The sequence below is a fragment of the Shewanella sp. 6_MG-2023 genome, from assembly GCF_030547195.1.
GTDB lineage: Bacteria > Pseudomonadota > Gammaproteobacteria > Enterobacterales > Shewanellaceae > Shewanella.
The window spans coordinates 45,117-67,382 of record NZ_JAUOQU010000003.1 but is presented as its reverse complement, the minus strand read 5'-3'; the positions used below and the strand labels follow the sequence as shown (position 1 = coordinate 67,382).

The 22,266-nt window shown below is 41.3% G+C and carries 21 protein-coding genes and 1 pseudogene; 11 read left to right on the top strand and 11 right to left on the bottom strand.

Features of this window, described 5'->3' with window-relative positions; all coding sequences use genetic code 11:
• Together nqrE and nqrF are read left to right on the top strand one after the other, a co-directional pair.
• Entirely contained in the window at window positions 1-609 is a 609-nt protein-coding gene (gene nqrE / locus Q4533_RS02620; RefSeq protein ID WP_076540866.1) for an NADH:ubiquinone reductase (Na(+)-transporting) subunit E, read from the top strand.
• Between the two features lie 125 nt (window positions 610-734).
• The gene (nqrF, locus tag Q4533_RS02615) at window positions 735-1,952 is read left to right on the top strand and encodes an NADH:ubiquinone reductase (Na(+)-transporting) subunit F (RefSeq protein ID WP_102438461.1); all 1,218 of its coding nucleotides are present in this window, start codon (window positions 735-737) and stop codon (window positions 1,950-1,952) included.
• A gap of 132 nt (window positions 1,953-2,084) precedes the next feature.
• Here the strand turns inward: nqrF and Q4533_RS02610 are convergent, their stop codons facing one another.
• The 7 genes from Q4533_RS02610 to yjjX all read right to left on the bottom strand — a co-directional run bounded on the left by Q4533_RS02610 (window position 2,085) and on the right by yjjX (window position 10,260).
• Entirely contained in the window at window positions 2,085-3,281 is a 1,197-nt protein-coding gene (locus Q4533_RS02610) for a hypothetical protein (RefSeq protein ID WP_303501751.1), read from the bottom strand.
• A gap of 22 nt (window positions 3,282-3,303) precedes the next feature.
• The gene (locus tag Q4533_RS02605) at window positions 3,304-4,323 is read right to left on the bottom strand and encodes an FAD:protein FMN transferase (protein ID WP_303501749.1); all 1,020 of its coding nucleotides are present in this window, start codon (window positions 4,321-4,323) and stop codon (window positions 3,304-3,306) included.
• 1,116 nt (window positions 4,324-5,439) lie between these two features.
• Window positions 5,440-6,621: a membrane dipeptidase gene (locus tag Q4533_RS02600; RefSeq protein WP_102476920.1), complete on the bottom strand. Its 1,182-nt coding sequence runs from the start codon at window positions 6,619-6,621 to the stop codon at window positions 5,440-5,442.
• A gap of 34 nt (window positions 6,622-6,655) precedes the next feature.
• Window positions 6,656-7,102, bottom strand: coding sequence for a SufE family protein (locus tag Q4533_RS02595; RefSeq protein WP_102439723.1), 447 nt, complete (start codon window positions 7,100-7,102; stop codon window positions 6,656-6,658).
• A gap of 79 nt (window positions 7,103-7,181) precedes the next feature.
• Window positions 7,182-8,432 carry a cysteine desulfurase gene (locus tag Q4533_RS02590; protein ID WP_303501744.1) on the bottom strand — a complete coding sequence of 417 codons (1,251 nt, stop codon included), beginning with the start codon at window positions 8,430-8,432 and terminating at the stop codon, window positions 7,182-7,184.
• 148 nt (window positions 8,433-8,580) lie between these two features.
• The gene (locus tag Q4533_RS02585; RefSeq protein ID WP_102439721.1) at window positions 8,581-9,621 is read right to left on the bottom strand and encodes an NADP(H)-dependent aldo-keto reductase; all 1,041 of its coding nucleotides are present in this window, start codon (window positions 9,619-9,621) and stop codon (window positions 8,581-8,583) included.
• An 81-nt stretch (window positions 9,622-9,702) separates the two neighbouring features.
• A complete protein-coding gene (gene yjjX, locus Q4533_RS02580) occupies window positions 9,703-10,260 on the bottom strand; it encodes an inosine/xanthosine triphosphatase (protein ID WP_102476923.1) in 558 nt (185 codons plus the stop codon).
• Between the two features lie 102 nt (window positions 10,261-10,362).
• On the opposite strand from yjjX, the gene Q4533_RS02575 reads away from it, so the two are divergent.
• The 3 genes from Q4533_RS02575 to Q4533_RS02565 all read left to right on the top strand — a co-directional run bounded on the left by Q4533_RS02575 (window position 10,363) and on the right by Q4533_RS02565 (window position 14,485).
• Window positions 10,363-11,136, top strand: coding sequence for a ribonuclease H family protein (locus Q4533_RS02575; RefSeq protein ID WP_102439719.1), 774 nt, complete (start codon window positions 10,363-10,365; stop codon window positions 11,134-11,136).
• A 498-nt stretch (window positions 11,137-11,634) separates the two neighbouring features.
• Complete coding sequence (locus tag Q4533_RS02570; RefSeq protein ID WP_102476924.1) at window positions 11,635-12,927, top strand: serine/threonine transporter; 1,293 nt, start codon at window positions 11,635-11,637, stop codon at window positions 12,925-12,927.
• 190 nt (window positions 12,928-13,117) lie between these two features.
• On the top strand, window positions 13,118-14,485 hold the full coding sequence (locus Q4533_RS02565; RefSeq protein WP_102439717.1) for an L-serine ammonia-lyase: 1,368 nt from the start codon (window positions 13,118-13,120) through the stop codon (window positions 14,483-14,485).
• Between the two features lie 89 nt (window positions 14,486-14,574).
• Here the strand turns inward: Q4533_RS02565 and Q4533_RS02560 are convergent, their stop codons facing one another.
• Window positions 14,575-15,030: a GNAT family N-acetyltransferase gene (locus Q4533_RS02560; RefSeq protein ID WP_102439716.1), complete on the bottom strand. Its 456-nt coding sequence runs from the start codon at window positions 15,028-15,030 to the stop codon at window positions 14,575-14,577.
• A 275-nt stretch (window positions 15,031-15,305) separates the two neighbouring features.
• Here Q4533_RS02560 and Q4533_RS02555 point away from each other — a divergent pair.
• Both Q4533_RS02555 and Q4533_RS02550 read left to right on the top strand, forming a co-directional pair.
• Window positions 15,306-15,527, top strand: a pseudogene (locus tag Q4533_RS02555) (hypothetical protein); the annotation flags it as partial.
• A gap of 196 nt (window positions 15,528-15,723) precedes the next feature.
• Window positions 15,724-17,061: a dicarboxylate/amino acid:cation symporter gene (locus tag Q4533_RS02550; protein WP_102439714.1), complete on the top strand. Its 1,338-nt coding sequence runs from the start codon at window positions 15,724-15,726 to the stop codon at window positions 17,059-17,061.
• Between the two features lie 71 nt (window positions 17,062-17,132).
• Here the strand turns inward: Q4533_RS02550 and Q4533_RS02545 are convergent, their stop codons facing one another.
• Window positions 17,133-17,549 carry an META domain-containing protein gene (locus Q4533_RS02545; protein ID WP_102439713.1) on the bottom strand — a complete coding sequence of 139 codons (417 nt, stop codon included), beginning with the start codon at window positions 17,547-17,549 and terminating at the stop codon, window positions 17,133-17,135.
• Between the two features lie 194 nt (window positions 17,550-17,743).
• Here Q4533_RS02545 and Q4533_RS02540 point away from each other — a divergent pair, with 194 nt between their 5' ends.
• Genes Q4533_RS02540 through Q4533_RS02530 form a run of 3 tightly spaced genes read left to right on the top strand, consistent with a single transcriptional unit; the run spans window position 17,744 to window position 18,926 of the window.
• A complete protein-coding gene (locus tag Q4533_RS02540) occupies window positions 17,744-17,971 on the top strand; it encodes a hypothetical protein (protein ID WP_102439712.1) in 228 nt (75 codons plus the stop codon).
• On the top strand, window positions 17,968-18,510 hold the full coding sequence (locus Q4533_RS02535; RefSeq protein ID WP_102439711.1) for a GNAT family N-acetyltransferase: 543 nt from the start codon (window positions 17,968-17,970) through the stop codon (window positions 18,508-18,510). The genes Q4533_RS02540 and Q4533_RS02535 overlap by 4 nt, the downstream gene beginning before the upstream one ends.
• A 50-nt stretch (window positions 18,511-18,560) precedes the next feature.
• Window positions 18,561-18,926, top strand: a complete 366-nt coding sequence (locus tag Q4533_RS02530; protein ID WP_102439710.1) for a hypothetical protein — start codon at window positions 18,561-18,563, stop codon at window positions 18,924-18,926.
• A 47-nt stretch (window positions 18,927-18,973) separates the two neighbouring features.
• Here the strand turns inward: Q4533_RS02530 and Q4533_RS02525 are convergent, their stop codons facing one another.
• The gene (locus Q4533_RS02525; protein ID WP_157936101.1) at window positions 18,974-19,564 is read right to left on the bottom strand and encodes a GNAT family N-acetyltransferase; all 591 of its coding nucleotides are present in this window, start codon (window positions 19,562-19,564) and stop codon (window positions 18,974-18,976) included.
• A gap of 316 nt (window positions 19,565-19,880) precedes the next feature.
• Between Q4533_RS02525 and Q4533_RS02520 the strand changes: the two genes are divergently transcribed.
• Window positions 19,881-20,483 (top strand): flavin reductase family protein, encoded by a 603-nt coding sequence (locus Q4533_RS02520; RefSeq protein WP_303501741.1) that lies wholly within the window; start codon window positions 19,881-19,883, stop codon window positions 20,481-20,483.
• A gap of 158 nt (window positions 20,484-20,641) precedes the next feature.
• Here Q4533_RS02520 and metK read toward each other — a convergent pair whose 3' ends face one another.
• The gene (metK, locus tag Q4533_RS02515; protein WP_102439707.1) at window positions 20,642-21,793 is read right to left on the bottom strand and encodes a methionine adenosyltransferase; all 1,152 of its coding nucleotides are present in this window, start codon (window positions 21,791-21,793) and stop codon (window positions 20,642-20,644) included.
• Window positions 21,794-22,266 lie beyond the last annotated feature (473 nt).

The window sequence follows — 22,266 nt, the reverse complement described above, 5'->3', positions numbered from 1 at the left end:
ATGGAACACTATATTAATTTATTTATTCAAGCGGCCTTTATCGACAACATGGCACTGTCTTTTTTCTTAGGCATGTGTACCTTCCTCGCGGTGTCTAAAAAGGTCTCAACCTCATTTGGTTTGGGCATTGCAGTGATTGTGGTGATGGTATTAGCCGTACCGGTAAATCAGCTGATTTACGTGAATATCCTTGCGCCAGGTGCACTGGCATGGGCAGGCTTCCCTGAGCTTAACTTAAGCTACTTACAGTTAATTACCTTTATTGGGGTGATTGCCGCATTAGTGCAGATTTTGGAGATGTTTTTAGAAAGATACATTCCAACTCTGTATCAATCTTTAGGTATTTTCTTACCGCTACTAACGGTGAACTGTGCCATTTTTGCTGGGGTTATTTTCATGGCCAACCGTGATTATAACTTAGGCGAATCTGTGGTGTTTGCAGCAGGTAGTGCTGTGGGCTGGGCGATGGCCATTGTCTTACTCGCCGGGCTGCGTGAACGGATGAAATTTCATGCTATCCCACTAGGGCTGCAAGGAATTGGCATTACCTTTATTACTACAGGTTTAATGGCATTAGGTTTTATGTCATTTGCTGGCATCACTTTGTAAGGCGTGAAAATGCAAACAAATTTGAATTCGCTTATAGATGACTCACTCATGCTTGAATCAGTGGTTTTGGTAAAACTGACCCATGAGACTGCTTGTTATCAGCAACTGTTGAGAAGGTGCATTTAATGGAAATGGCAATTGGCATAGGCATGTTTACCATAGTGGTAAGTTTGCTGGTAATGATAATTTTATTCGCCAAAAGCAAATTGGTGGGTACGGGTGATGTCACCATCGGCATTAATGGTGATGCAGACAAAAGTGTGTGCACACCTGCTGGTGATAAACTGCTTGGCGCACTGGCGAGCAACAGTATTTTTATTCCATCGGCCTGTGGCGGTGGCGGCACCTGTGGCCAATGTCGGGTCACAGTGAAATCAGGTGGCGGTGATATCTTAGCCACAGAGCTTGACCACATCACCAAAAAAGAAGCCAAAGAAGGCTGCCGGTTAGCGTGTCAGGTTGCGGTGCGAACCGACATGGAACTAGAAGTGGATGAAGAGATCTTTGGGGTTAAAAAGTGGCAATGTGAGGTAGTTTCTAATGACAACCAAGCGACCTTTATTAAAGAGCTGCTGCTGAAAGTCCCTGAAGGGGAGGATGTTCATTTCAAAGCCGGTGGTTATATTCAAATTGAAGCCCCTGCCCATGAGGTGAAATACGCTGATTTTGATATTCCTGAGCAATATCGTGATGACTGGGATAAGTACGACTTATTTAGCCTAGTTTCAACCGTTGATGAAGATGTATTACGTGCTTATTCAATGGCGAACTACCCTGATGAAAAAGGCACCATCATGCTGAATGTGCGTATTGCTACGCCGCCAAGCAATGATTTACCACCAGGGCAAATGTCGTCATATATCTTTAATCTAAAGACTGGCGATAAGGTGACTATTTCAGGGCCCTTCGGTGAGTTTTTTGTCAAAGAAACAGACGCTGAAATGGTGTTTGTTGGTGGTGGCGCAGGTATGGCGCCGATGCGTTCGCATATTTTTGATCAACTTAAGAGTAAGCAAACAAAACGTAAAATGTCATTTTGGTATGGAGCGCGTTCAGCGCGAGAGATTTTTTATCAAGATGATTTTGATACCTTAGCCGCTGAAAATGACAACTTTGAATGGCATGTAGCTTTGTCAGAGCCTTTAGCTGAAGATAACTGGACCGGCTATACCGGCTTTATTCATACGGTATTATTGGAAAACTATCTTAAGAATCACAAAGCGCCAGAAGATTGTGAGTTCTACATGTGTGGCCCTCCAATCATGAACTCCTCTGTGATCAGCATGCTAGAAAGCTTAGGTGTTGAAGAAGAAAATATCTTGCTAGATGACTTTGGTGGCTAGTGTTTAGTTTGAAAGGCTTGGCGTTAATTAAAGATAAACAAGCTAACTAAAAATGAGCTACTAAAAGTAAGTTTTCAAAAATAAAAAAAGCTGAAACCTAGGTTTCAGCTTTTTTATATCGCAATGTGTGAATTATCCTAGAGGAATAATACCATCAACTTTAATCACTAATGAACAAGAACCAACGTTTGTCCAGTCAACATCCGATGGAGTAAAGTCTTCTCCAGCACCAAGTCCTGGAACTTCAGTAACCCAGTCAAATCCTTTTAGTGCTGTACGCTCGTAATCAATAGTACCTAAAATTCGAGCACCCATATTACGATCAGGCTTACTTGATAGCATTGGTGAGTATTCGTAATATGCCAATCGAACGTCACCATGCATAACTGCATTATAACAAGTGTTATTCTTACCAATATTCATCGAGGCGTAATAGTTACCATTATCTTCTAGTTTCATGCCGTAGCCGAAAATAGCAACATTAGGCAATTCAACTTCTTCAGTTGTTTCTTCATCAGTAAATTTACTAACAGTGGAAATTAATTTAGAACCCATTTGGTTATTAAAGCCGTTTAGTTTGTACTCTTTACCGTCGTTAGGGTACATGTCTTTAATAAATTCACGATTTTCTAAACCACAAGCTGTTTTCAATGTCTTAGCGGTATTTTCACCACTTTCTGTGGCTTCTACCCACTCGTAGTTGTAAATACTACCATTGAGTCTTTGTGCTAAATAGTCAGCGTTTAGGAATGAAGAGCTGCCGTAGTAGAAAGAACCCGATGCCCCAGTTTTTCCATCAACGAGACTGTCGTCTGGTTCAGGTTGTGGGAACGTTGGATCCTGTGGATTACCCGGATCAACAGGTGGTGTTTCATTGTGGCCATCATGACAATTACTACAACTTCCAAAATTTCCATGAGGAATCTCAACGGGATCATCATTGTCGTAAGTGTGGCAACTAGAACACTCATTAGCTGCCATCGCTGAAGCAAAGGCGGACATTTGCGGAGCTTCTTCTGCTGGCGCATTCGGGTCAATATAATCAAACATTACGCCTTCTTCAGCGCATTGTTGGTTGAAAGTAGAAATGTAGCCTACTGCTTTATCCTGAAGTTCTTCAGTTTTAGTTGTTAAATTAGCATTGTCTTCTGCTAATGATTCATTTTTTGAACTTAATTCTGTATTTTGAGAGTTTAATTCAGCATTTTGTTGTTCAAGCTGTTTTATTTGGCTTTCAAGCCCAGATGTATCTTTATCATCATCACTACAGGCAGTCATACCTAATACAGCAATACATAATACACTTAGTTTAAATTTATTCTTCATCATTTTTCCTGTTAATAGTTTAAAACTATTCTTTAATATATTTTTTAAAGCTTTCTGAATGGTGAGTAATCAACTCTCCAAACTTATCCTCAATGATCATGATTGGGATATTGTGTTCATTGGCAACAGCCAATGATTCCTCAACAGTGAGCACCATAAAGGCGGTAGCCAATGCATCAGCTGTCATAGAATTTTTTTCAATTACCGTGACTGAAACAACGGTATGAGATACGGGTTTTCCTGTTCTAGGGTCAATTAAATGCGAGTAGTAGTGGCCATTTTTTTCGAAATATTTACGGTAGTTCCCCGATGTCGCGACGGCGGAGTCCCCAGGGGTGATAATTTCCATTTGTCCTGTTGAATAAGCAAAGGGTTTATCAACTCCCACCTTCCAAGCCTGTTGGCTAGCATTTAATCCCTTAATTCTTAACTCCCCGCCAATATCAACTAGATAGTCATGAATATCATTGCGTTCCAATACGTCAGCTACGACATCGACACCGTAACCTTTTGCTATAGCTGAAAGGTCAATTTTTAGATTGGCCGCGTTTTTTGTGAGATACTGATTCTTAAGGGTTATATTGCTAATTCCGGTGGATTTTATGGCTGCTTCGATTGCTTGTTCTGATGGTAAGTCAGTGACTTGGCCATCAGGGCCAAACCCCCATAAATTAACTAAAGGCCCAACTGTGATATCCAGTGCATTATTAGTGAGTTGAGCAACATGAATAGCATTAGTTATGACGTGATTCATGTCATAACTAATGCGTATGGGTGTAGCTTTAGGTGAGTTGTTTATTTTATTGATTTCAGAGTCTTTACGCCAAGTTGACATTGATTGATTCACATCATCTAGACGTTGTTCTATTTGACTTCTAATATCAGCCATTCTTTTTGCAGATATTTTAGTTTCTAACCAAGTAACTTTATATTTATTACCCATAGTCTCTCCCCGAAGGCTTTTCATATCCTGGGCAGATGCAACTGAATTTATAATGATATAAGTAAATAGAAAGATAGAAATGTTAAAAATTATTTTTTTCATAATGTAGTAATCTAAAAATTAGATTTATAGATTACATTGTCATGAAGGGATGTAAACTTTACTACTACTTTTATTATTCGGGTTTGAGATTGAAGTCATATTTATTCTAAAGTTATATTACAGGTCAATTTATATATTCATTAATTAGTATATGCTTAACTATTATATATTTTAATGAAGAAGAGTTTTTATTATTAATAATAACTTTTATAACAGGGGTAATTGTGAACTACTCGCCAGAAATACAATAAGAACTAAGTTTTTTGTATTTTTACTGTTGACGTTTTTAAATTCTATTTTCTGCATAATTAATTTCTATAATATGCAATTCTGTCGTTGTTTTTATCACACAAAGCTAACATTGATTTTGATATATCCAAGACACGCCGCAAACGCATCCATGTGGGCTTTGCGAAAACAAATAACATCCATGTTAAACGGCCAGTTCGGCATCCATGCCTCTCGCTCAGAGCGTTTCACACTGTGAAACTTCGCCATGTTTTGGTCATATTTGTTCCCGACAAATAATGACATTCCCGCCATCCTTGGCAGTCAGAAGTTCGCTGCTGCATCTACACTGGGATTATTGCTTCTTCGATTTGACTGTATTCGTGCCAAATAAAAGATTAAAAAGATATAAAGCTAAAAATCCAAAAGACTCAATTTGAATTGAGGACGTTGAAGAAAATAGCGTGATGCTCACATGGATGTGAGCATAGCTTTCGCGGTGCAGGGATGCACCATCGGAAGCGTTAGCATTTTCGAATAAGTCTGAAGTTAACAACAAACGAAGTTAAAAGCTGGATCAATCCCCATCGAAAACTATGCGCTTTTCAGCATTTTTCGTTAGGGGCGGCAGGGTGATCCAAGAGGGTATTGCTGTTGATACCCTTTTGGTCGGGTGTGGGTGGAAAACCCACGACGTTAATCCAAACGGAGTTTGGAAATACACAAAGGAAACTTACAGTCTAAATCTGGTGTGGGCGAAGCGCCACGACGTTAATAAAACGGAGTTTGGAAATATTTAAAAAAATAAATCAGGTGTGAACGAAGCGCCACAATGTTAATCCAAACGGAGTTTGGAAATAAAGGATGTAGGTCTAAATCCGATGTAAATTAAACCAACACTTGTTTAAGCACTCTTTGCCAGTTGCCACCGAGGAAACGATCTCTATCGCTCGACTTATAACGTGCTTTGGCCAGTGCATCGTCAATGCGACTCATTCTGTCGATATGGTTAAATTCTGGGATCACCACATGCTCTGGGGTATGGTCAAAGCCTAATACATTTTTATCAGCAAGACTTTGCCACCAACCCAGGTATTGTTTTACCCCTTCGGCGTTATTGTTATTTAACGCCAGTAAGTTTTCTTGGCCCCGCAGTGGGAAATCATTGGCAATGGCTACTGCATCCATGCCGCCCAGCCTAGCGACTCTATCAAGTTGACGAATATAATCATCAATGGTCGGCACAGGCTTATTGGTGAGCCAAAAGCTCATCATGAAAATACCAAACACACCGCCAGTGTCGGCAATAGCGCGGATCACTTCATCGGGTGAGCAGCGAGCATTATTGACGATGGAGCGCACAGCGCCATGGCTTTGCACTATGGGTTTAGTGGAGACTTTAGCGGTATCCAGTGCGGTTTGCGGACTTGAGTGACTGACATCGATAAGAATATTGTGACGATTAAGCTCGGCGATTAATGCCTTACCATCAGCGGTCAGTGGCTTATTGAGGCTTTGAAAGCCATCATTGTCTAATGCGCCACCGGCAAAGCGGTTGCCGTAGTGGTGGGTTAATTGCAGCACCCGTAAACCATGTTTGTGAAATTGGTCTAGTTGTGGCCAAGGCTTATCGCCACTGTTAGCGTTATCGGCATCGGCTTCAACACAGTCAGCGCCTTGGATTTGAAAGTACACCGCGGTGCGCTGCTCATTTCGGGCTTTGGCAATGTCGTTGCCTGTTAGCCCTTGTAATAAAACTGAAGGGTTATCATCGACCACTTTTTTAGCTTGTTTTATACTTTCAATACAGGCTTGGTAGGTGCGTTTGTAATTGGTGGTGCCATCGGGCTGTGTAATAGTTTCGATAGCGGAGATATCACAGATGTAAGCATCAAGTTTTGATTCGCGAACATCTGCTAGGTTTTCGGGCAGAAATGATAAACCATCAATATAGAGGCGCTTTTTGGAGGCGGCAAACACAGAAGTGCTATACAGCGGGCAAAGTAAGCTGGTTGCAGCGATCCCTTTAAGTAGGGTTCTTCTGTTTTGGTTACAAGCGCTTTCAGACATTGTTATTCCTTTTAACGCTCGTAATCATTATTGATTAGTTTGCGGCGTATTGCTTAATAGCATTGGCGAGTGCGGTAAGCCCATTGGTACGAGAGGGGCTTAATTGGCCGCTAAGTCCTAATTGTTCAAAATACTCAGTTAAGTCAAATGCACTAATGGCGGCACTGGTTTTTGTATGAGTTGCATATAACAGTATAGCAATTAGACCCTTAACTATACGTGAATCACTGTCGGCACAAAAAAAATGTTTGCCATCAATCGCTTTATGGTAAAGCCACGCTTGGCTTTCGCAGCCTTTTACTTGGGCTGACTCTAGCTTAAAGGCATCATCAAGTGTCGGTAGGGCTTTACCAACCAGCATGATTTGACGGTATTTATCTTGCCAGTTGCTTGCTGACTCAATCGCGCTGACGGCTTGTGCGACCTTATTATCTAGCGGTTTAAAACAGTGCTCTTGGGGTTGTGGTAATTGGTTAGTCATTTTCTCAATTTACTATCAGGTGGTGGAGAGTATTTGCAGCTATAAAGCTAAGGTTAAAAAGCCTGGCTAAAACATCAGGCTATAACAGTAGATCTTTAACATTACCCAGCGCCGCGATAAACAGGTCAATGTCTTGCTTATTAGTATAGAGGCCAATGGATGCTCGGCAACAACCTTTAATGTTTAACTGCTGCATTAATGGCATGGCGCAGTGGTGGCCACAACGAACGGCTATGCCTTGTTGATCAAGTAGTATCCCAACATCTTGATGATGCTCTTGTGCCAAGTTAAACGCAACCACGCCAATATTATGCGGCGTTGCACCAATAAGGGTTATATCGCCTAAGTTTCTGAGTTCATTTTGCAAATAGTTCAGTAAGCTTTGCTCATGGGCCAGTAACTCAGCTTTTGGCAGTCCATTGATAAAACTAATTGCTGCGCCTAAACCGATAACCGCTGAAATCGCTGGGGTGCCCGCTTCTAATTTATTGGGCAGTTCCCCAAAGGTGGTAGCTTCAAAACTCACCGACTTTATCATTTCGCCGCCTGTTAGCAGCGGTTCAAGCTTATCGAGCTCGGCATAACGGCCGTATAAGATCCCAACGCCAGTGGGGCCATACATTTTATGGCCTGAAAACACATAAAAGTCGCAGTTAATTTGTTGTACATCGACATCGATATGGGCGATGGCCTGAGCGCCATCAACAAGAGTGAGTGCACCTACTTGCTGGGCAAGCTCAATTAATTGGCTGACATCATTTACCGACCCCAGCGCATTGGTCACATGGCTTATGGCCACAAGCTTAGGTTTTAAACTAAGCAGTGCTGAATAGGCATTGATATCAATGGATAAATGCTCATTCAGTGGAATGGGTTTAACCACAGCGCCGGTATTTTTGGCCAATTGTTGCCATGGTACTAAGTTGGCGTGATGGGCGGCGCTATCAACTAAAATAATATCATTAGCTTTAAGCTGTTTGCTTAAGCCTGCAGCGACCATGTTGATCGATTCAGTGGTGCCGTGAGTGAAAATAACTTCTTCAGTTTGGCTAGCATTAATAAATTGCTTAACTTGATGACGAACGTGTTCATAGTTGGCTGTGGCTCTGGCTGATAACTGATGGGCGGCGCGATGCACATTAGCGTTATCATGCTGATAATACTGAGTCATTGCCTCAATGACACTAACAGGCTTTTGGCTGGTGGCTGCCGTATCTAAATAACACAATGGATTATCATCTAGCTGTTGATCCAATATTGGAAACTGAGATCGAATAGCTTGGTGATCAAAGGCATTATTAATTAAAACGGTATCCACAGGCACTGTCATTGAAAGCTCGTTAAGTTAATGATGAATCGCTGAAGTTATCGCTTCAGCATAAGAAAAGCGCTACGATCTTCATAGATTGTAGCGCTTATTGCAAGCATCAATATGCTGATTGGCAAAAGGTCTTATTAACCCCTGTTATTCACACTTGTTATGGGCAAGGCAAGCGATAAAGGTTAGACAGCTCGTTGATGCGGCCAATAAGCTCTGCGGACAAACTAACATCAAGGCTATCGATATTTTCTTTTAACTGTTCAAGATTGGTAGCGCCAATAATGTTTGAAGCGACAAAGCGTCTTGAATTAACAAAGGCTAAGGCCATTTGGGTTGGCGACAAACCAAACTCACGGGCTAAATCCACATAAGCTTGAGTAGCTTCAATTGCCATTGCTGTGCTGTTATAGCGGGCAAAGCGCTTAAATAACGTTAATCTGGCGTTTTCAGGCCACTGATTATTTTCATATTTACCTGTTAATGCGCCAAAAGCTAAAGGCGAGTAGGCCAGCAAAGGCAATTCTTCACGGTGGCTGATTTCAGACATGCCCACCTCAAAGCTGCGATTAAGCAAACTATAAGGATTTTGCACACTGACGATGCGGGGTAAGCCATGCTTTTCAGCTAATCGAAGGTATTGCATTAAGCCCCAAGGGGTTTCATTGGACACGCCGATATAGCGCACTTTTCCTTGGCGGATGACTTCAGCTAATGCTTCTAAGGTTTCTAAAATAGGGGTTTGATGTTCATCATCCAGTTGGTCGTAAAGTAGCTCACCGAAGTAATTACAGTGTCTATCAGGCCAGTGCAGCTGATATAAATCAATGGTATCGACTTGTAGTCGCTCTAGTGATGCATCAACCGCTTGGTGGATGTTGACCCAATCTAAGGCCATGTTTGGTCTAACAAAATCACTTTTAGGGCCTGCAGCTGACACTTTTGATGCAATGACTAAATTATCGCGATTACCTCTTTGTTTAAGGTAGTGACCAATAATGCGCTCAGTTTCACCTTGGGTGTCAGCACTGGGTGGCACAGGATACATTTCAGCGGTATCAATAAAGTTAATTCCACGACCAATGGCGTAATCCATTTGTGCAAAAGCTTGGGCTTGGGTATTTTGTTCGCCCCATGTCATGGTACCAAGACAAATCTTGCTAACATCAAGGCTAGAATGCGCTATGCGTTGATATTCCATTTAATTCTCCTATGGAAACGAGTTACTTCGAAGTTAGCAATCTTTATCCATAAAACAAAGTAACTTATTCCTATGGGCAAACTAATTGTTGAAAAATTCAGCATTCATAAAAGGCGCCATCGCTAAAATAATCGCTTGGGTGTAAATGCTTTCGCGGGTTGCTAAGCCGTGAGTGAGTAATCCAATTGCGCCGCCTTTTTGCTTAATGTTGTGGGTATTAAAGAGTTTATCCATAACATGGCCCAGCTCTTCACCTTGCTCTAGCGCTTGGTAAACTTGAGTGGGTAATGGCAGTAGCGCGCTGCGACCAACTGATAGTTGTTGCTTATGAATGATGGCCATATAAGCAAATGTCGCAGGGCCATGGTCAAAATTATCAACACCGCCTTCCATCGCGATAAAAAAGTCAGCCTCTTGGGCATTTGATTGGTATTGCGACTGGCAAAACTGGGCGCGATTAATGGCCCCTAATTTGGTTTCTGCATCTGTCATGGGTTGATCGGCCACTAACGAGGGGGCATGCATGCCGCTGCAATTGATTTTACGATCAGGAAAATACTGACTGATGGCCACTTTGGCGGCATTGATTTTTACGGGGTTATTTGAGCCGACAATAATCGTTAATGGTGCTTGAGGCATAAATTAGTATCCAAGTTTTACTGAACAGTTGGTGATTTTGCTACGTCATACGCTAAACTGGTGCGCATTGAGTATCTTAAGCGATTTTATAGAGAAGTCATTATGGCGAAGAAGTTTTATGTGGTTTGGGCAGGGCGTGAGACCGGCATTTTTACCAGTTGGGATTATACCAAGAAGCAGGTGGATAAATTTCCCCAAGCAAAATACAAATCTTTCCCGACTGAAGCAGAGGCTAAAGCGGCATTTGGCGCATCGGCAAGTAAAAGTATAGGTAAAGCGGCTTTTAGCGCGAAAAGTAAAGCTAGCACTGCGACTAAAACAACATCGACCAGCAAAGCTAAGATTGATTTATCCACTCATGAGGTGATGATATTCACTGATGGTGGCTGTGAGCCCAACCCAGGTAAAGCGGGCTCTGGCATGGCGATTTACCGTAATGGCGCAGTCGCTGAGTTGTGGTTTGGTTTATATAATCCCAATGGCACCAATAATAGCGCCGAATTGAATGCGCTTTATCAAGCGATATTAGTGGCACAAAAGGCCATTAAGGCTAATCAAACGGTTAAAATACTCAGTGACTCCCAATATTCGATTAATTGCATCACTAATTGGGCTTATGGCTGGAAGTCAAAAGGCTGGAAACGCAAGACTGCCGGTGATATCGCCAATCTTGAAGTCATTAAGCAGGCTCATGAACTTTATGATGCCATTAAAGATGATATGGAGATTGAACACGTTGCCGCTCATGTGGGGATTGAAGGCAATGAATTGGCCGACCGTATGTCGATTTATGCCATTGACCAAAAACTGACTGGGTTTGTCAAATATGACAAGGCGCTGGATGTCGCCGCCATATTAAGTTTAAGAACGGGCTAGCGATATTGTTATATCGTATATAACTTCAGTTGAGTCGAATTTACCGCTGTAAAAATGTAAATTCGACGCTTTGCTGGGTGAATATTAACTTTGCTTTTAGCTTACTTATCTATTTCCAGCTAACTTTCTTTTTCAAGCTAATCTTCTATTTCAAGCTAACCTTCTCGTTTCCCTTTCGACAGTGATAAGGCTATTTTATCATCGAAAAACCTTGAGTTACTTGATTGAAATAGTCAAGTATTCACTAGGTTATTAGTGTTTAAACCCCTTTGGCTTGTGACTTTGCAGTACATTCGCAGTTGATCATTTGTATCTAATGTTGGCAATTAAATTAATTGTTGTTAATGAAGCTGTATTAGTAACCAAGTTAATATTTGATCATGCGCACATTGCGCCTCTCTTATTGCTGTGTGGGATCAAAAAAATGAACTAGGTCACTATTCTCAAATAAGAACACTGTATTCTCCGCGCAAAATTAGTTACCTCAAAGGTTATTCCATGCAAAGAGATTCAATCAGTGCGCAGGATGTTGCTGTAGCAACTCAAGGTGAGCAAACTCAAGTTAAAGGCTGGAGTCGTCAAGATACCACTTGGATGTTAAGTCTATTTGGCACCGCTGTTGGCGCCGGTATTTTGTTTTTACCTATTAACGCGGGTATGGGCGGTTTTTGGCCTTTAGTCATGATGGCCGTTATTATTGGACCTATGACTTACCTTGCTCATCGCGGTTTATCTCGCTTTGTGTGCTCTTCTAAGAATCCGGGTAGTGATATTACTCAAGTGGTAGAAGAGCACTTTGGCGTTAATGCGGGTAAAGCGATCACGCTGTTATACTTCTTTGCTATTTTTCCTATTGTGCTTATCTATGGTGTTGGTATTACTAACACAGTTGATAGCTTTATTGTTCACCAGCTTGGCTTTGCCTCACCGCCACGTTTTTTATTATCGGCATTACTTATTATTGGCATGATGTCAGTGATGGTTGCGGGTGAAAAATTCATGCTGAAAGTGACGCAATTTTTAGTCTACCCACTGGTTGCGATTTTGGCATTTATGTCATTTTACTTAATTCCTGACTGGAAAATGGATGCTTTGCAAGTGGTGCCATCGGCAGGTGAGTTTTTTGGTACTGTTTGGTTAACTATTCCAGTATTGATCTTTGCTTTTAACCATTCTCCTGCAATTTCACAATTCTCTGTGTCACTTAAGCGTGAGCATGGCAACAATGCAGCTAAAAAAGCAGATGTGATTTTACGTAACACCTCAATGATGCTTGTGGGCTTCGTGATGCTGTTCGTGTTCTCTTGTGTTTTATCATTAAGCCCAGCGCAACTTGCTGAAGCAAAGAGTGAAAACTTAGCTATTTTGTCTTACTTAGCCAATGTTCACTCAAGTGGTTTTGTGAGCTACTTTGGCCCTATTATTGCGTTTATTGCGATTATTTCTTCTTTCTTTGGCCACTACTTAGGGGCGACTGAAGGTTTAAAAGGCATGATCACTAAGCAATTACGTAGCAGTAATAAAGAAGTATCAGAGGCTAAGCTAAATAAATTCATTTTGGCTTTCATGTTCTTCAGCATCTGGATTGTTGCGGTTATTAACCCAAGCATTTTAGGCATGATTGAAGCGTTGGGCGGTCCGATTATTGCTGCAATCCTTTATCTAATGCCTATGTATGCTGTCCATAAAGTACCTGCGCTAAAAGCTTACCGTGGCCGCATTAGTAATGTGTTTGTGGTTATTGCTGGTTTACTGGCTATGACAGCGATTCTATTTGGCTTAATGAGCTAAATTAATTCAAGTTTTGCTGTAGTAGAGGAGTATCTTTGATGCTCCTCTTTTCTGTTTTATCTTTGCTGTTTTAGTGTGTTGTTTTGGTCCAAGTGAATTAAGTTAACTCAACTGATTAACTACAATCGATGTTGATTTGACATGATAGCCAAAACCGCGCGCTTAGATACAAAAGTGTTGAGGTACATCTATGTTTAGTGCATTTGAAATCTTTAAGATTGGTATTGGGCCATCAAGCTCGCATACCGTAGGCCCAATGAAAGCGGCTAATCGGTTTGTTGATGATTTAATTGAACAAGGACAGCTAACACAAATTACTAAATTTACCGTGGATGTTTATGGTTCTCTTTCACTAACGGGAAAGGGTCATCATACTGATATCGCTATTATTATGGGTTTAGCCGGTAATGAGCCTGAAACTGTGGATATTGAAGCTATTGAACATTTCATTGCTCAAGTGGCTAAAACCGAAGAAATTATCATTGGTGATGCGATTCATCATGTGGCGTTCCCTACTGATGCATTAGTGTTTCATCCTGAAACGCTGCCATTACATGAAAATGCGATGAAGTTGCATGCTTGGATTGGTGATGAGCGTGTTTACTCAAATACCTACTATTCAATCGGTGGTGGCTTTATTGTTGATGAAGCTGAGTTTAATCAAACTCACTCTAATGGGGTAAAAGTACCTTATCACTTTAATTTTGCTGATGAACTCATGGCGCACTGCAAAGAGTCAGGTTTAAGCATCAGCGGTTTGATGAAGCAAAATGAGCTGTGTTTTCGCACTGAAGAAGAGATGTACACTGGCTTTAGTTTAGTATGGAAAACCATGCAAAACGCCATTGAAAAGGGCTGTCATACTGAAGGGGTGTTAGCGGGGCCGCTAAAAGTGTCACGTCGAGCGCCAGCGTTACATCGTGAGTTATTACGCTGTGAGCGTTTAAGTAATGATCCAATGGAAATAATTGATTGGGTTAACTTATTTGCCTTAGCTGTGAGCGAAGAAAATGCTGCTGGTGGCCGCGTGGTGACGTCACCAACCAATGGCGCTGCTGGGATTATTCCTGCGGTATTAGCTTACTATAATAAGTTTATTCAAAAGGTTGGCCCTAAAGAATGCAGTCGTTATTTTTTAGCAGCAGCGGCAGTCGGCTCGCTTTATAAACGTAATGCGTCAATCTCTGGTGCTGAAGTGGGCTGTCAGGGTGAAGTGGGTGTGGCGTGTTCTATGGCGGCGGCGGGCTTAGCTGAGTTAATGGGCGGCTCACCTTCACAAGTGTGTATGGCGGCTGAAATTGGCATGGAGCATAACCTTGGCTTAACTTGCGATCCAGTCGCAGGTCAAGTGCAGGTGCCTTGTATTGAGCGTAATGCCATAGCATCGGTTAAAGCGATTAATGCCTCACGTATGGCGCTTCGTCGTAATTCAGAGCCTAGAGTAAGCTTAGATAAAGTGATCGCGACTATGTATGAGACTGGCAAAGACATGCACTCTAAATACCGTGAAACCAGTCAAGGCGGCTTAGCCATTAAAGTGACTAACCTTTGTGCTTAATTTTTAGTTTGAGATAACAGCTTGAACTCAATAAAAAGGCTTTCATTTGAAAGCCTTTTTTATTGAGATTTTTTGATAGTTGACGCTGATTAGTGAGCTTCTGGAAGCTGTTCAAACATCAAATAATGGCTTTGCTCCATGCCGAGTGCCTTATAGGTTTGCTGAGCGGCATGATTATCATGCTCTACATATAATCTGAAACTGGCCGCGCCGCCCATGTCCTCAGCCATTGCTTTAACTTGCTGATAAAGTTTGCCATATATTCCTTGGCGGCGGTTTTGCGGGCGTATATACACACTTTGGATCCAGCAATAGTTAGTTGCGCGCCAATCACTCCATTCAAGGGTGACCATTAATGAACCCACGATGTCACCATCTATCTCAGCCACTAAATAAAAGCCTTTTTCTGGGCTGCTTAGCATAGTGCTCACCCCTTTAGTGAGCTGTTCATTATCCAAGTGAAGCTGCTCAGTTTCCATTGCCATGGCTTGGTTAAATTCAACTAATGCTGATAAATCTGATAGTTGGCCTTTTCTTATTTTCATTGTGGCTCCTTGATATAAAAATAGTGCTAATTTTTATTCGACTAAAGTCTAAGCTGCTATGCTTAATAATTATACTTGTTTTGTTTTTGGGGGCAGTTATGGCAAAGCCACATGCTCAATGTCAATCAGGATTAAATTCTACGGTTCAGGCTAATAAAGCTGTCAGCTCATCGATTTACCGACGCTATCAATTTAGGGTTAGGCGATATTTTAGCCACCCTAATAGGATTCACTTAGCTCATGCTACTACAGTCAGATCGCTTACACAGCCTTCGATTAATCATTTGTTGCATTTTTTGCTCACCATAGTCACCTTTGGCTGTTGGGGCATGGTCTGGTGGTGGTTAATCTTAAAATCACGTGGCGAGGGCAATAATTTTCTCGCGGGATTTGATGATGATTACTGGAGTTACTTAATTGAAAGGGAGCGACCTCCGGCAGCACTTTATACTCTAAAGGTCGGTACTGATGAGGCTGAAACTGTTTTTGAAGCTTAATGCGCTTAAACCCTGTAATTTATAGTGTATAGACCTTATAAGGTGACCTAGATCATCTAATGTAGTTGAGGTGTCATGCTAGTATGCGTCGCCGATTTTTATCGTGATATATGCCACCTTTAGCGGTGCATTCGTTAGTCATATCATAAGCAGCGTACTTAATTACTCAACTATCAATTTTACAGGGTTTTAAATCATGTCAAAACATGCTCCTTCACTTCTTGGTCGGGCCTGGTCTCGCTGGATGTCAGTTCCTTTGTGGTTACAAATCCTCATAGGTATGGTGCTAGGTATTATTACTGGGGTAAGCCTAGGTGAAGATGCCAACTATTTAAAACCCATTGGTACTTTGTTTGTAAATACCATCAAAATGTTAATTATTCCTTTGGTATTTTGCTCGCTCATTGTTGGTGTGACCTCGATGCAGGATACGGCGAAAATGGGCCGAATTGGCTTTAAGTCTTTTGCCTTTTATTTAGGTACCACTTCGATTGCTATCAGTATTGGCCTGCTTGTCGGTTATATCATGCAGCCTGGTGCAGGTCTTGGTCTTAAAGGGGCTGCAGCTGCAGCCGATGTAAAGCAAGCGCCAAGCTTAATGGATACCTTGATTAATATTGTGCCGACTAACCCTGTCGCGGCACTAGCCAGTGGTCAAATTCTGCAGGTAATTGTATTTGCTGTGGCATTAGGTATTTCACTGGTGTTAATCGGCGAGCGTGGCAAGCCTGCGATTAAGCTATTTGAAAGCTTAGCAGAAGCCATGTACAAGCTGACTGACATGGTGATGAAGTTAGCACCTTATGGCGTGTTTGGCCTGATGGCTTGGGTTGCAGGTGAGTATGGCTTAGAGATGTTGTTGCCGCTAATTAAAGTCATTGTAGCGGTTTATTTGGGGTGTGCATTACATATTCTTGGTTTTTACAGCTTAGTATTAACTGTGTTTGGCAAACTCAATCCGCTGCAGTTTTTTAAAGGCATTGCTAATGCGATGGCGGTGGCATTTACCACTTCAAGTTCAGCAGGAACCCTGCCTGCGAGCATGAAGTGTGCCAGTGAAAACTTAGGTGTGAATAAAAAGATTTCAAGCTTTGTATTGCCACTGGGAACCACCATTAATATGGATGGCACAGCGCTTTATCAGGGCGTGACTGCGTTATTTGTTGCTCAGGCATTTGGGGTGGATTTAACTTGGGTTGAATACATAACGATTATTCTTACCGCGACTTTAGCCTCAATTGGCACTGCGGGTGTGCCTGGCGCTGGTTTAGTGATGTTGACCTTGGTGTTAACAACGGTAGGCTTACCACTTGAAGGTGTGGCAATTATTGCCGGTATCGACCGAATATTAGATATGGCGCGAACAGTGGTTAACGTTTCAGGAGACTTAGTGGCAACGACTATGATTGCTCGCTCTGAAGATGAACTTGATGTTGAGCATTATAATGCGGATATGGAGCAGTCTGCGATGATTGTGCAGCAGGCAGAAACTGAATTACAACAAACTGAGTCACAGGTAAAAATACCTAGCTAGCATCATGCTGTGAGCGATTGATACAAAAAGAGTGAAGCCATGGCTTCACTCTTTTTTTGTTTAATCGCAAGCTAATCTTGTTTAGCCAATACCAATAAGGTGGCGCCATCTTGAGATTTTAGTAATAGCTTACCCGATTTCGCTTGTTTGATATTGGTGACTAACGTCATTGCTTTCATAATACTTTGCTCTTGCTGCATCAATACTTCAACACAGGCCATTCTGGTAGTGCCTGCAGGCGTTAAGCTTAGCTTATCTTGTTGCTGGCTATAATCACCAAAGAAGCGGTTACAGCTGTTGTTGCCAGATAATTTACCTTCTTCAGCAAAGGTAATTTGTGCAGGGCTATTATCAATCACAGGATTTGATAGCGCGGTTTCAATATGCCAACTGCCAAGTAGATTGACTTGTTCAACTGGAGGCGGCGCACTTTGACAAGCACTGAGTCCAAAAATAATACAACACGCGCCGAGGAGAGGTTTGAACATGAGAGGCATTTCCAAATAGGGTCGTTAATAGCCATAGTATATACTGAGTCACATTGATTTTTTTCATCTTGAATAATAATTAATGATAATTTACTGATTTTATTACCGCCTTATTTAATCAATAAATGTTAAATCAGCCGAATCTGCCCGATAAGGCGATACAATAAGGCTATTAGCCAAAAAGAGTGAGTTTAATGAGTAACATTTTTAAAATTTTGCATGCCGTTGGATTGATTTTTGTCGCCGTCGGCGCTGGTTTGTATTTATTCACTGAAGTGGCTAGTCAAGTCTCTGGCATGTTAGTCGTGGCGTGTTTAATTGGGCTTGGGTTTGTCATCATGGCGCCTTATCCGGTAGCCCTGGTTTTTAGTTGGGCGCAAAAACAAGCCGTAAACTCAACTGATGATGAGCAAGATAAATGAAAGTTAGTTATCGATTAGCCCAACGAGATGATGCCGCTGAAATTGCTCAGCTTGAGCTAACTCATATGCATGATGAGCTAGGGGCAAATGGACAGGGGATGGCAGGGCAACACTTTTCGGAGCCGCAAATTACCAGCTTAATTAATCAAGGCTGGATAATGCTGGCTTGCTGCGATAGCAAGATTATTGGTTATGTTATTGCTGGCCCTTGGTCCCTATTTAAATCTTGGTCTATCTATCAAGCGATATTAAAGCGCTTACCCAGTATCGAAATGGGTTATAGCCGTTTATCTGAGAGTAACAGTTGCCAATATGGTCCTATTTGGATCCATAGTAATCATCGCGGCCAAGGTATTTTTGAACAACTGGTTAGTCAGTTAGCAAGGCATGTAGGCAAAAAGCTACCTTATATGGTCACCTTCATTGCTGAAGATAATGCATTATCTTTTGCCGCACATACCCGTAAGGCATCGATGGAAGTGGTCGATTATTTTGGCTTTCAGCAGCGTGATTATTATTTACTGGTGTTAGCTAATTAGTATCGTACTCTCATCGAAAAAGACATCAAGATGAGGTTTAAGAGGTCACTATGGAACAAAATACAACTCAGCTGTTTAATGAGTTATTTGCATCTTATTTGTCGTTAAGACTATCAGCATTCGAGAATTTAAAAATTGTAGTGGGTGTGCTTGCGGCTAATGATTTGGATTGTGAAGCATTTGAGCTTAATAAGCAGCCGACAACCAGCGGGAATGCTCAGTCAATATATGCAGTAAAATGGCAAGACCAATGGATTTTATGCGGGCGTTCAAATGGTTATCAAGAGCAAATTGTGCTGAGTACTGACAATCACCTACTTGATACTGACAATGGTCGAGTGATGAATGTACCAGTTTTATCATTACAGCAGATTTCCTTTATGTGTGTCGAAACTGCGCATTTTGATCACTGTTAACGAAACGATTATTAACGCGAAGTTTTTAACAAGCGGTTGCTTTTAAACTATTTTCTAGAAGAAAGTTGAGTCTGCAGCTGCATTAGCACCAATGGTTTTTGTGGTGAATGATGTTTTAGATAAAGTTGTTGAATATCATTTGTCGCCAGTTTTACCTCATTGAAGCCATGCTCTTGATAAAGTTGGGTTAAATGGGGTAAGGAAAATACAAAACATTGCTCGCATTTTAGTTTTTCAGCAATGAATGCTAGCAATGTATGGGCAAGTCCACCGCCTCTATACTCACTAGCAACGACAAGGCCGGTTACCAACTGATATTGGCCAATGGGCTTTATTCTTACTACCGCAATAATACTATTGTCAGGATTATTGCGACTCTTTCCTTTAGCAATAGCGGCACTAGAAACTGTATTAACAGGTTCATTCATTTCTTTATCAATATTCGACTGCTGTAACTGAGTATCTTGAGCCATGATCACCGCTATATCTTCTTTCATTGTTGGCTTTGAATAAGGCATCTGTTGTTTGTAAAACTGTTTCAGCATTGACCAGCACTTTTGTTGCCCGGCTGTCATCGCTGGTGCTATTGACGTTTTGAATTGAGTGACATCATCAAATAACCATTGGGTTTTACGCATTAAATTTTTACCTATTGAGTATGTAGAGCGATAAAGTTCTGAAAGGTGAAAGCTCATTCTTTTGTTATTGGATGGCACAATTTTAATGTTTAATTGATGGCTTAGATAGAAAAGACTCGCTTCATTACTCCCTTGTTAGAATTGAGCAATTGTCATTCTGAACAGCGGTTTGATATCTTGCAAAGGAGTTTCATCTTTAACCGATCAAAATGTGTTGGGTTAACATATTTTTAAAACCTATACAGCGTACATACCTGACATAGTACTGTTAAAGTTGAATGTGATTTACCCTATTAAGAATATTTGCGAGAGCCTAATGTTATTGTCGCCACAACAGTTAAGTAAGCAACAAATATATAAGTTATTGATTGGTGGAGTAACGCCTAGACCCATCGCATGGGTTTCCACTATTTCTGTTGATAGGGTGGCCAATTTAGCACCTTTTTCGTTTTTTACTGTGGCCAGCGCTAACCCGCCAGTGCTGTGTTTCAACCCTATGGGCATGGGTGATGGTCAGGAAAAGGATACGTTAACTAATATTCGCCAACAGGGTGAATTTGTCATCAATACAGTGAGCTATCCTGATTTAGCGGTGATGAATGAAACTTGCCATCATATTCCTGCGGATATAGATGAATTTGAGTATGCCAACATTGAAAAAGCCCCAGCATCTATAGTTAAGCCGAGTCTCGTTAAGCAAGCGCTAATTAGCTTTGAGTGCCAGCTTAATCAGATTATTGATTTGGGCAATGAACCGTTATCTGGCCATTTAATATTAGGTAATGTCGTCGCTATTCATGTTAAAGATGACATCATTGAGGATTTTAGAATCGATAGTGACAAATTAGATGCCATAGGAAGAATGGCCGGCAGTGATTACTGCTTAACCAGAGAGAAGGTTAAGCTTACTCGTAAGTAGTGACAGTTTATGTGCTCTGCAGAACTGTAGCGAAATAAAACTATAGCGAAATAAAACTATAGCGAAATAGTCCAAGTTGAATCAATCAGCAAATTATAGATATAAAAAAACCGTCAATTGACGGTTTTTTTAGTTTTACATACTGTAATGAGGGCTAATTATAGACCGGCATCAGCACGTAAGATTTCAGCTTTATCAGTCGCTTCCCATGGGAATTCGTTACGGCCGAAGTGACCATAAGCAGCAGTTTGTTGGTAAATTGGACGAGCCAAATCCAACATCGCTGTTAGGCCGTAAGGGCGCAGTTCGAAGTGTTGACGAACTAACTTAATTAATACGTCTTCTGATACTTTACCGGTACCAAATGTTTCGATGCTAATTGAGGTAGGCTCTGCTACACCGATTGCATAAGAAACTTGGATTTCACAACGATCTGCAAGACCTGCAGCGACGATGTTCTTCGCTACATAACGTGCTGCGTATGCAGCACTACGGTCAACTTTTGATGGGTCTTTACCTGAGAAAGCACCACCACCATGACGCGCCATGCCGCCATAGGTATCAACGATGATTTTACGACCGGTTAAACCACAGTCACCTACAGGGCCACCAATAACAAAACGGCCAGTTGGGTTGATGAAGTACTTAGTATCTTTGTTTAACCACTGTGATGGTAAAACTGGCTTAATGATGGTTTCCATTACGCCTTCGATTAAGTCTTCCTGACTAACATCTTCACGATGTTGAGTTGATAGAACGATTGCATCGATACCAACAATTTTACCTTCATCATAAGCAAAGGTAACTTGGCTTTTTGCATCTGGGCGAAGCCAAGGTAAGGTGCCATCTTTACGTACTTCAGATTGACGTTTCACAAGTTTGTGAGCGTAAGTAATAGGAGCAGGCATTAATACGTCAGTTTCGTTGCTGGCATAACCAAACATTAAACCTTGGTCACCAGCGCCTTGTTCTGCAGGATCACTGCGGTCAACACCTTGGTTGATATCAGGAGACTGCTTACCAATGGCATTTAAAATGGCGCAAGAATCAGCATCAAAACCCATATCAGAATGAGTGTAACCAATTTCACGCACTGTTTTACGCGTGATTTCTTCGATATCAACCCATGCAGAAGTTGTGACTTCACCACCGACTAATACCATGCCTGTTTTTACGTAAGTTTCACAAGCAACACGCGCTTTAGGGTCTTGCTCTAAAATTGCGTCTAATACTGCATCAGAAATCTGATCAGCGATTTTATCTGGATGACCTTCTGAGACCGACTCAGAGGTGAACAAGTGGTTTGCCATAATGGGAAATCTCGTCTTTTTGAATTTGAACGTGTAGAGGTATCTACATCTAGACGTCTATTTTAGTCGAATTTAAAAATGATAACACCCCCCAATACGATAATAAGTCAAAAATTGTGCAATGCCGCAAATAATTAAATTCAACCTAAAAGCTTGTTTAGGAATTAGTTGTGCTTATCTTTATGATTGTATTAGTTTAATGTGTTTTTTGTGGTGATATTTTTTAAGGCTGTATGCTAAATTAAACAATTTATTTAGCCAGTGGATTTGGGCTTATCAATAGAGGCCCCCTTATTGACTTACTAGAAATATGGTCATTAAGCCTTATGTAAACCAGCAAGATTCCACTTTATTGTACCTATACAGAGTTTGATAAGCCTTAAGAGAGGCTAAGCTCTGAAAAAATACTGTGGTTAACCTCGTGTCTTTATTGAATAAAATCAGACAAGTAAGTTGTATTTTAAATAATGCTG

Bases quoted from the DNA above. Each gene is read 5' to 3' on its own strand.
- nqrE (WP_076540866.1), top strand. From the start codon at position 1: ATGGAACACTATATTAATTTATTTATTCAAGCGGCCTTTATCGACAAC.
- nqrF (WP_102438461.1), top strand. From the start codon at position 735: ATGGAAATGGCAATTGGCATAGGCATGTTTACCATAGTGGTAAGTTTG.
- Q4533_RS02610 (WP_303501751.1), bottom strand. From the start codon at position 3,281: ATGATGAAGAATAAATTTAAACTAAGTGTATTATGTATTGCTGTATTA.
- Q4533_RS02605 (WP_303501749.1), bottom strand. From the start codon at position 4,323: ATGAAAAAAATAATTTTTAACATTTCTATCTTTCTATTTACTTATATC.
- Q4533_RS02600 (WP_102476920.1), bottom strand. From the start codon at position 6,621: ATGTCTGAAAGCGCTTGTAACCAAAACAGAAGAACCCTACTTAAAGGG.
- Q4533_RS02595 (WP_102439723.1), bottom strand. From the start codon at position 7,102: ATGACTAACCAATTACCACAACCCCAAGAGCACTGTTTTAAACCGCTA.
- Q4533_RS02590 (WP_303501744.1), bottom strand. From the start codon at position 8,432: ATGACAGTGCCTGTGGATACCGTTTTAATTAATAATGCCTTTGATCAC.
- Q4533_RS02585 (WP_102439721.1), bottom strand. From the start codon at position 9,621: ATGGAATATCAACGCATAGCGCATTCTAGCCTTGATGTTAGCAAGATT.
- yjjX (WP_102476923.1), bottom strand. From the start codon at position 10,260: ATGCCTCAAGCACCATTAACGATTATTGTCGGCTCAAATAACCCCGTA.
- Q4533_RS02575 (WP_102439719.1), top strand. From the start codon at position 10,363: ATGGCGAAGAAGTTTTATGTGGTTTGGGCAGGGCGTGAGACCGGCATT.
- Q4533_RS02570 (WP_102476924.1), top strand. From the start codon at position 11,635: ATGCAAAGAGATTCAATCAGTGCGCAGGATGTTGCTGTAGCAACTCAA.
- Q4533_RS02565 (WP_102439717.1), top strand. From the start codon at position 13,118: ATGTTTAGTGCATTTGAAATCTTTAAGATTGGTATTGGGCCATCAAGC.
- Q4533_RS02560 (WP_102439716.1), bottom strand. From the start codon at position 15,030: ATGAAAATAAGAAAAGGCCAACTATCAGATTTATCAGCATTAGTTGAA.
- Q4533_RS02550 (WP_102439714.1), top strand. From the start codon at position 15,724: ATGTCAAAACATGCTCCTTCACTTCTTGGTCGGGCCTGGTCTCGCTGG.
- Q4533_RS02545 (WP_102439713.1), bottom strand. From the start codon at position 17,549: ATGTTCAAACCTCTCCTCGGCGCGTGTTGTATTATTTTTGGACTCAGT.
- Q4533_RS02540 (WP_102439712.1), top strand. From the start codon at position 17,744: ATGAGTAACATTTTTAAAATTTTGCATGCCGTTGGATTGATTTTTGTC.
- Q4533_RS02535 (WP_102439711.1), top strand. From the start codon at position 17,968: ATGAAAGTTAGTTATCGATTAGCCCAACGAGATGATGCCGCTGAAATT.
- Q4533_RS02530 (WP_102439710.1), top strand. From the start codon at position 18,561: ATGGAACAAAATACAACTCAGCTGTTTAATGAGTTATTTGCATCTTAT.
- Q4533_RS02525 (WP_157936101.1), bottom strand. From the start codon at position 19,564: ATGCGTAAAACCCAATGGTTATTTGATGATGTCACTCAATTCAAAACG.
- Q4533_RS02520 (WP_303501741.1), top strand. From the start codon at position 19,881: ATGTTATTGTCGCCACAACAGTTAAGTAAGCAACAAATATATAAGTTA.
- metK (WP_102439707.1), bottom strand. From the start codon at position 21,793: ATGGCAAACCACTTGTTCACCTCTGAGTCGGTCTCAGAAGGTCATCCA.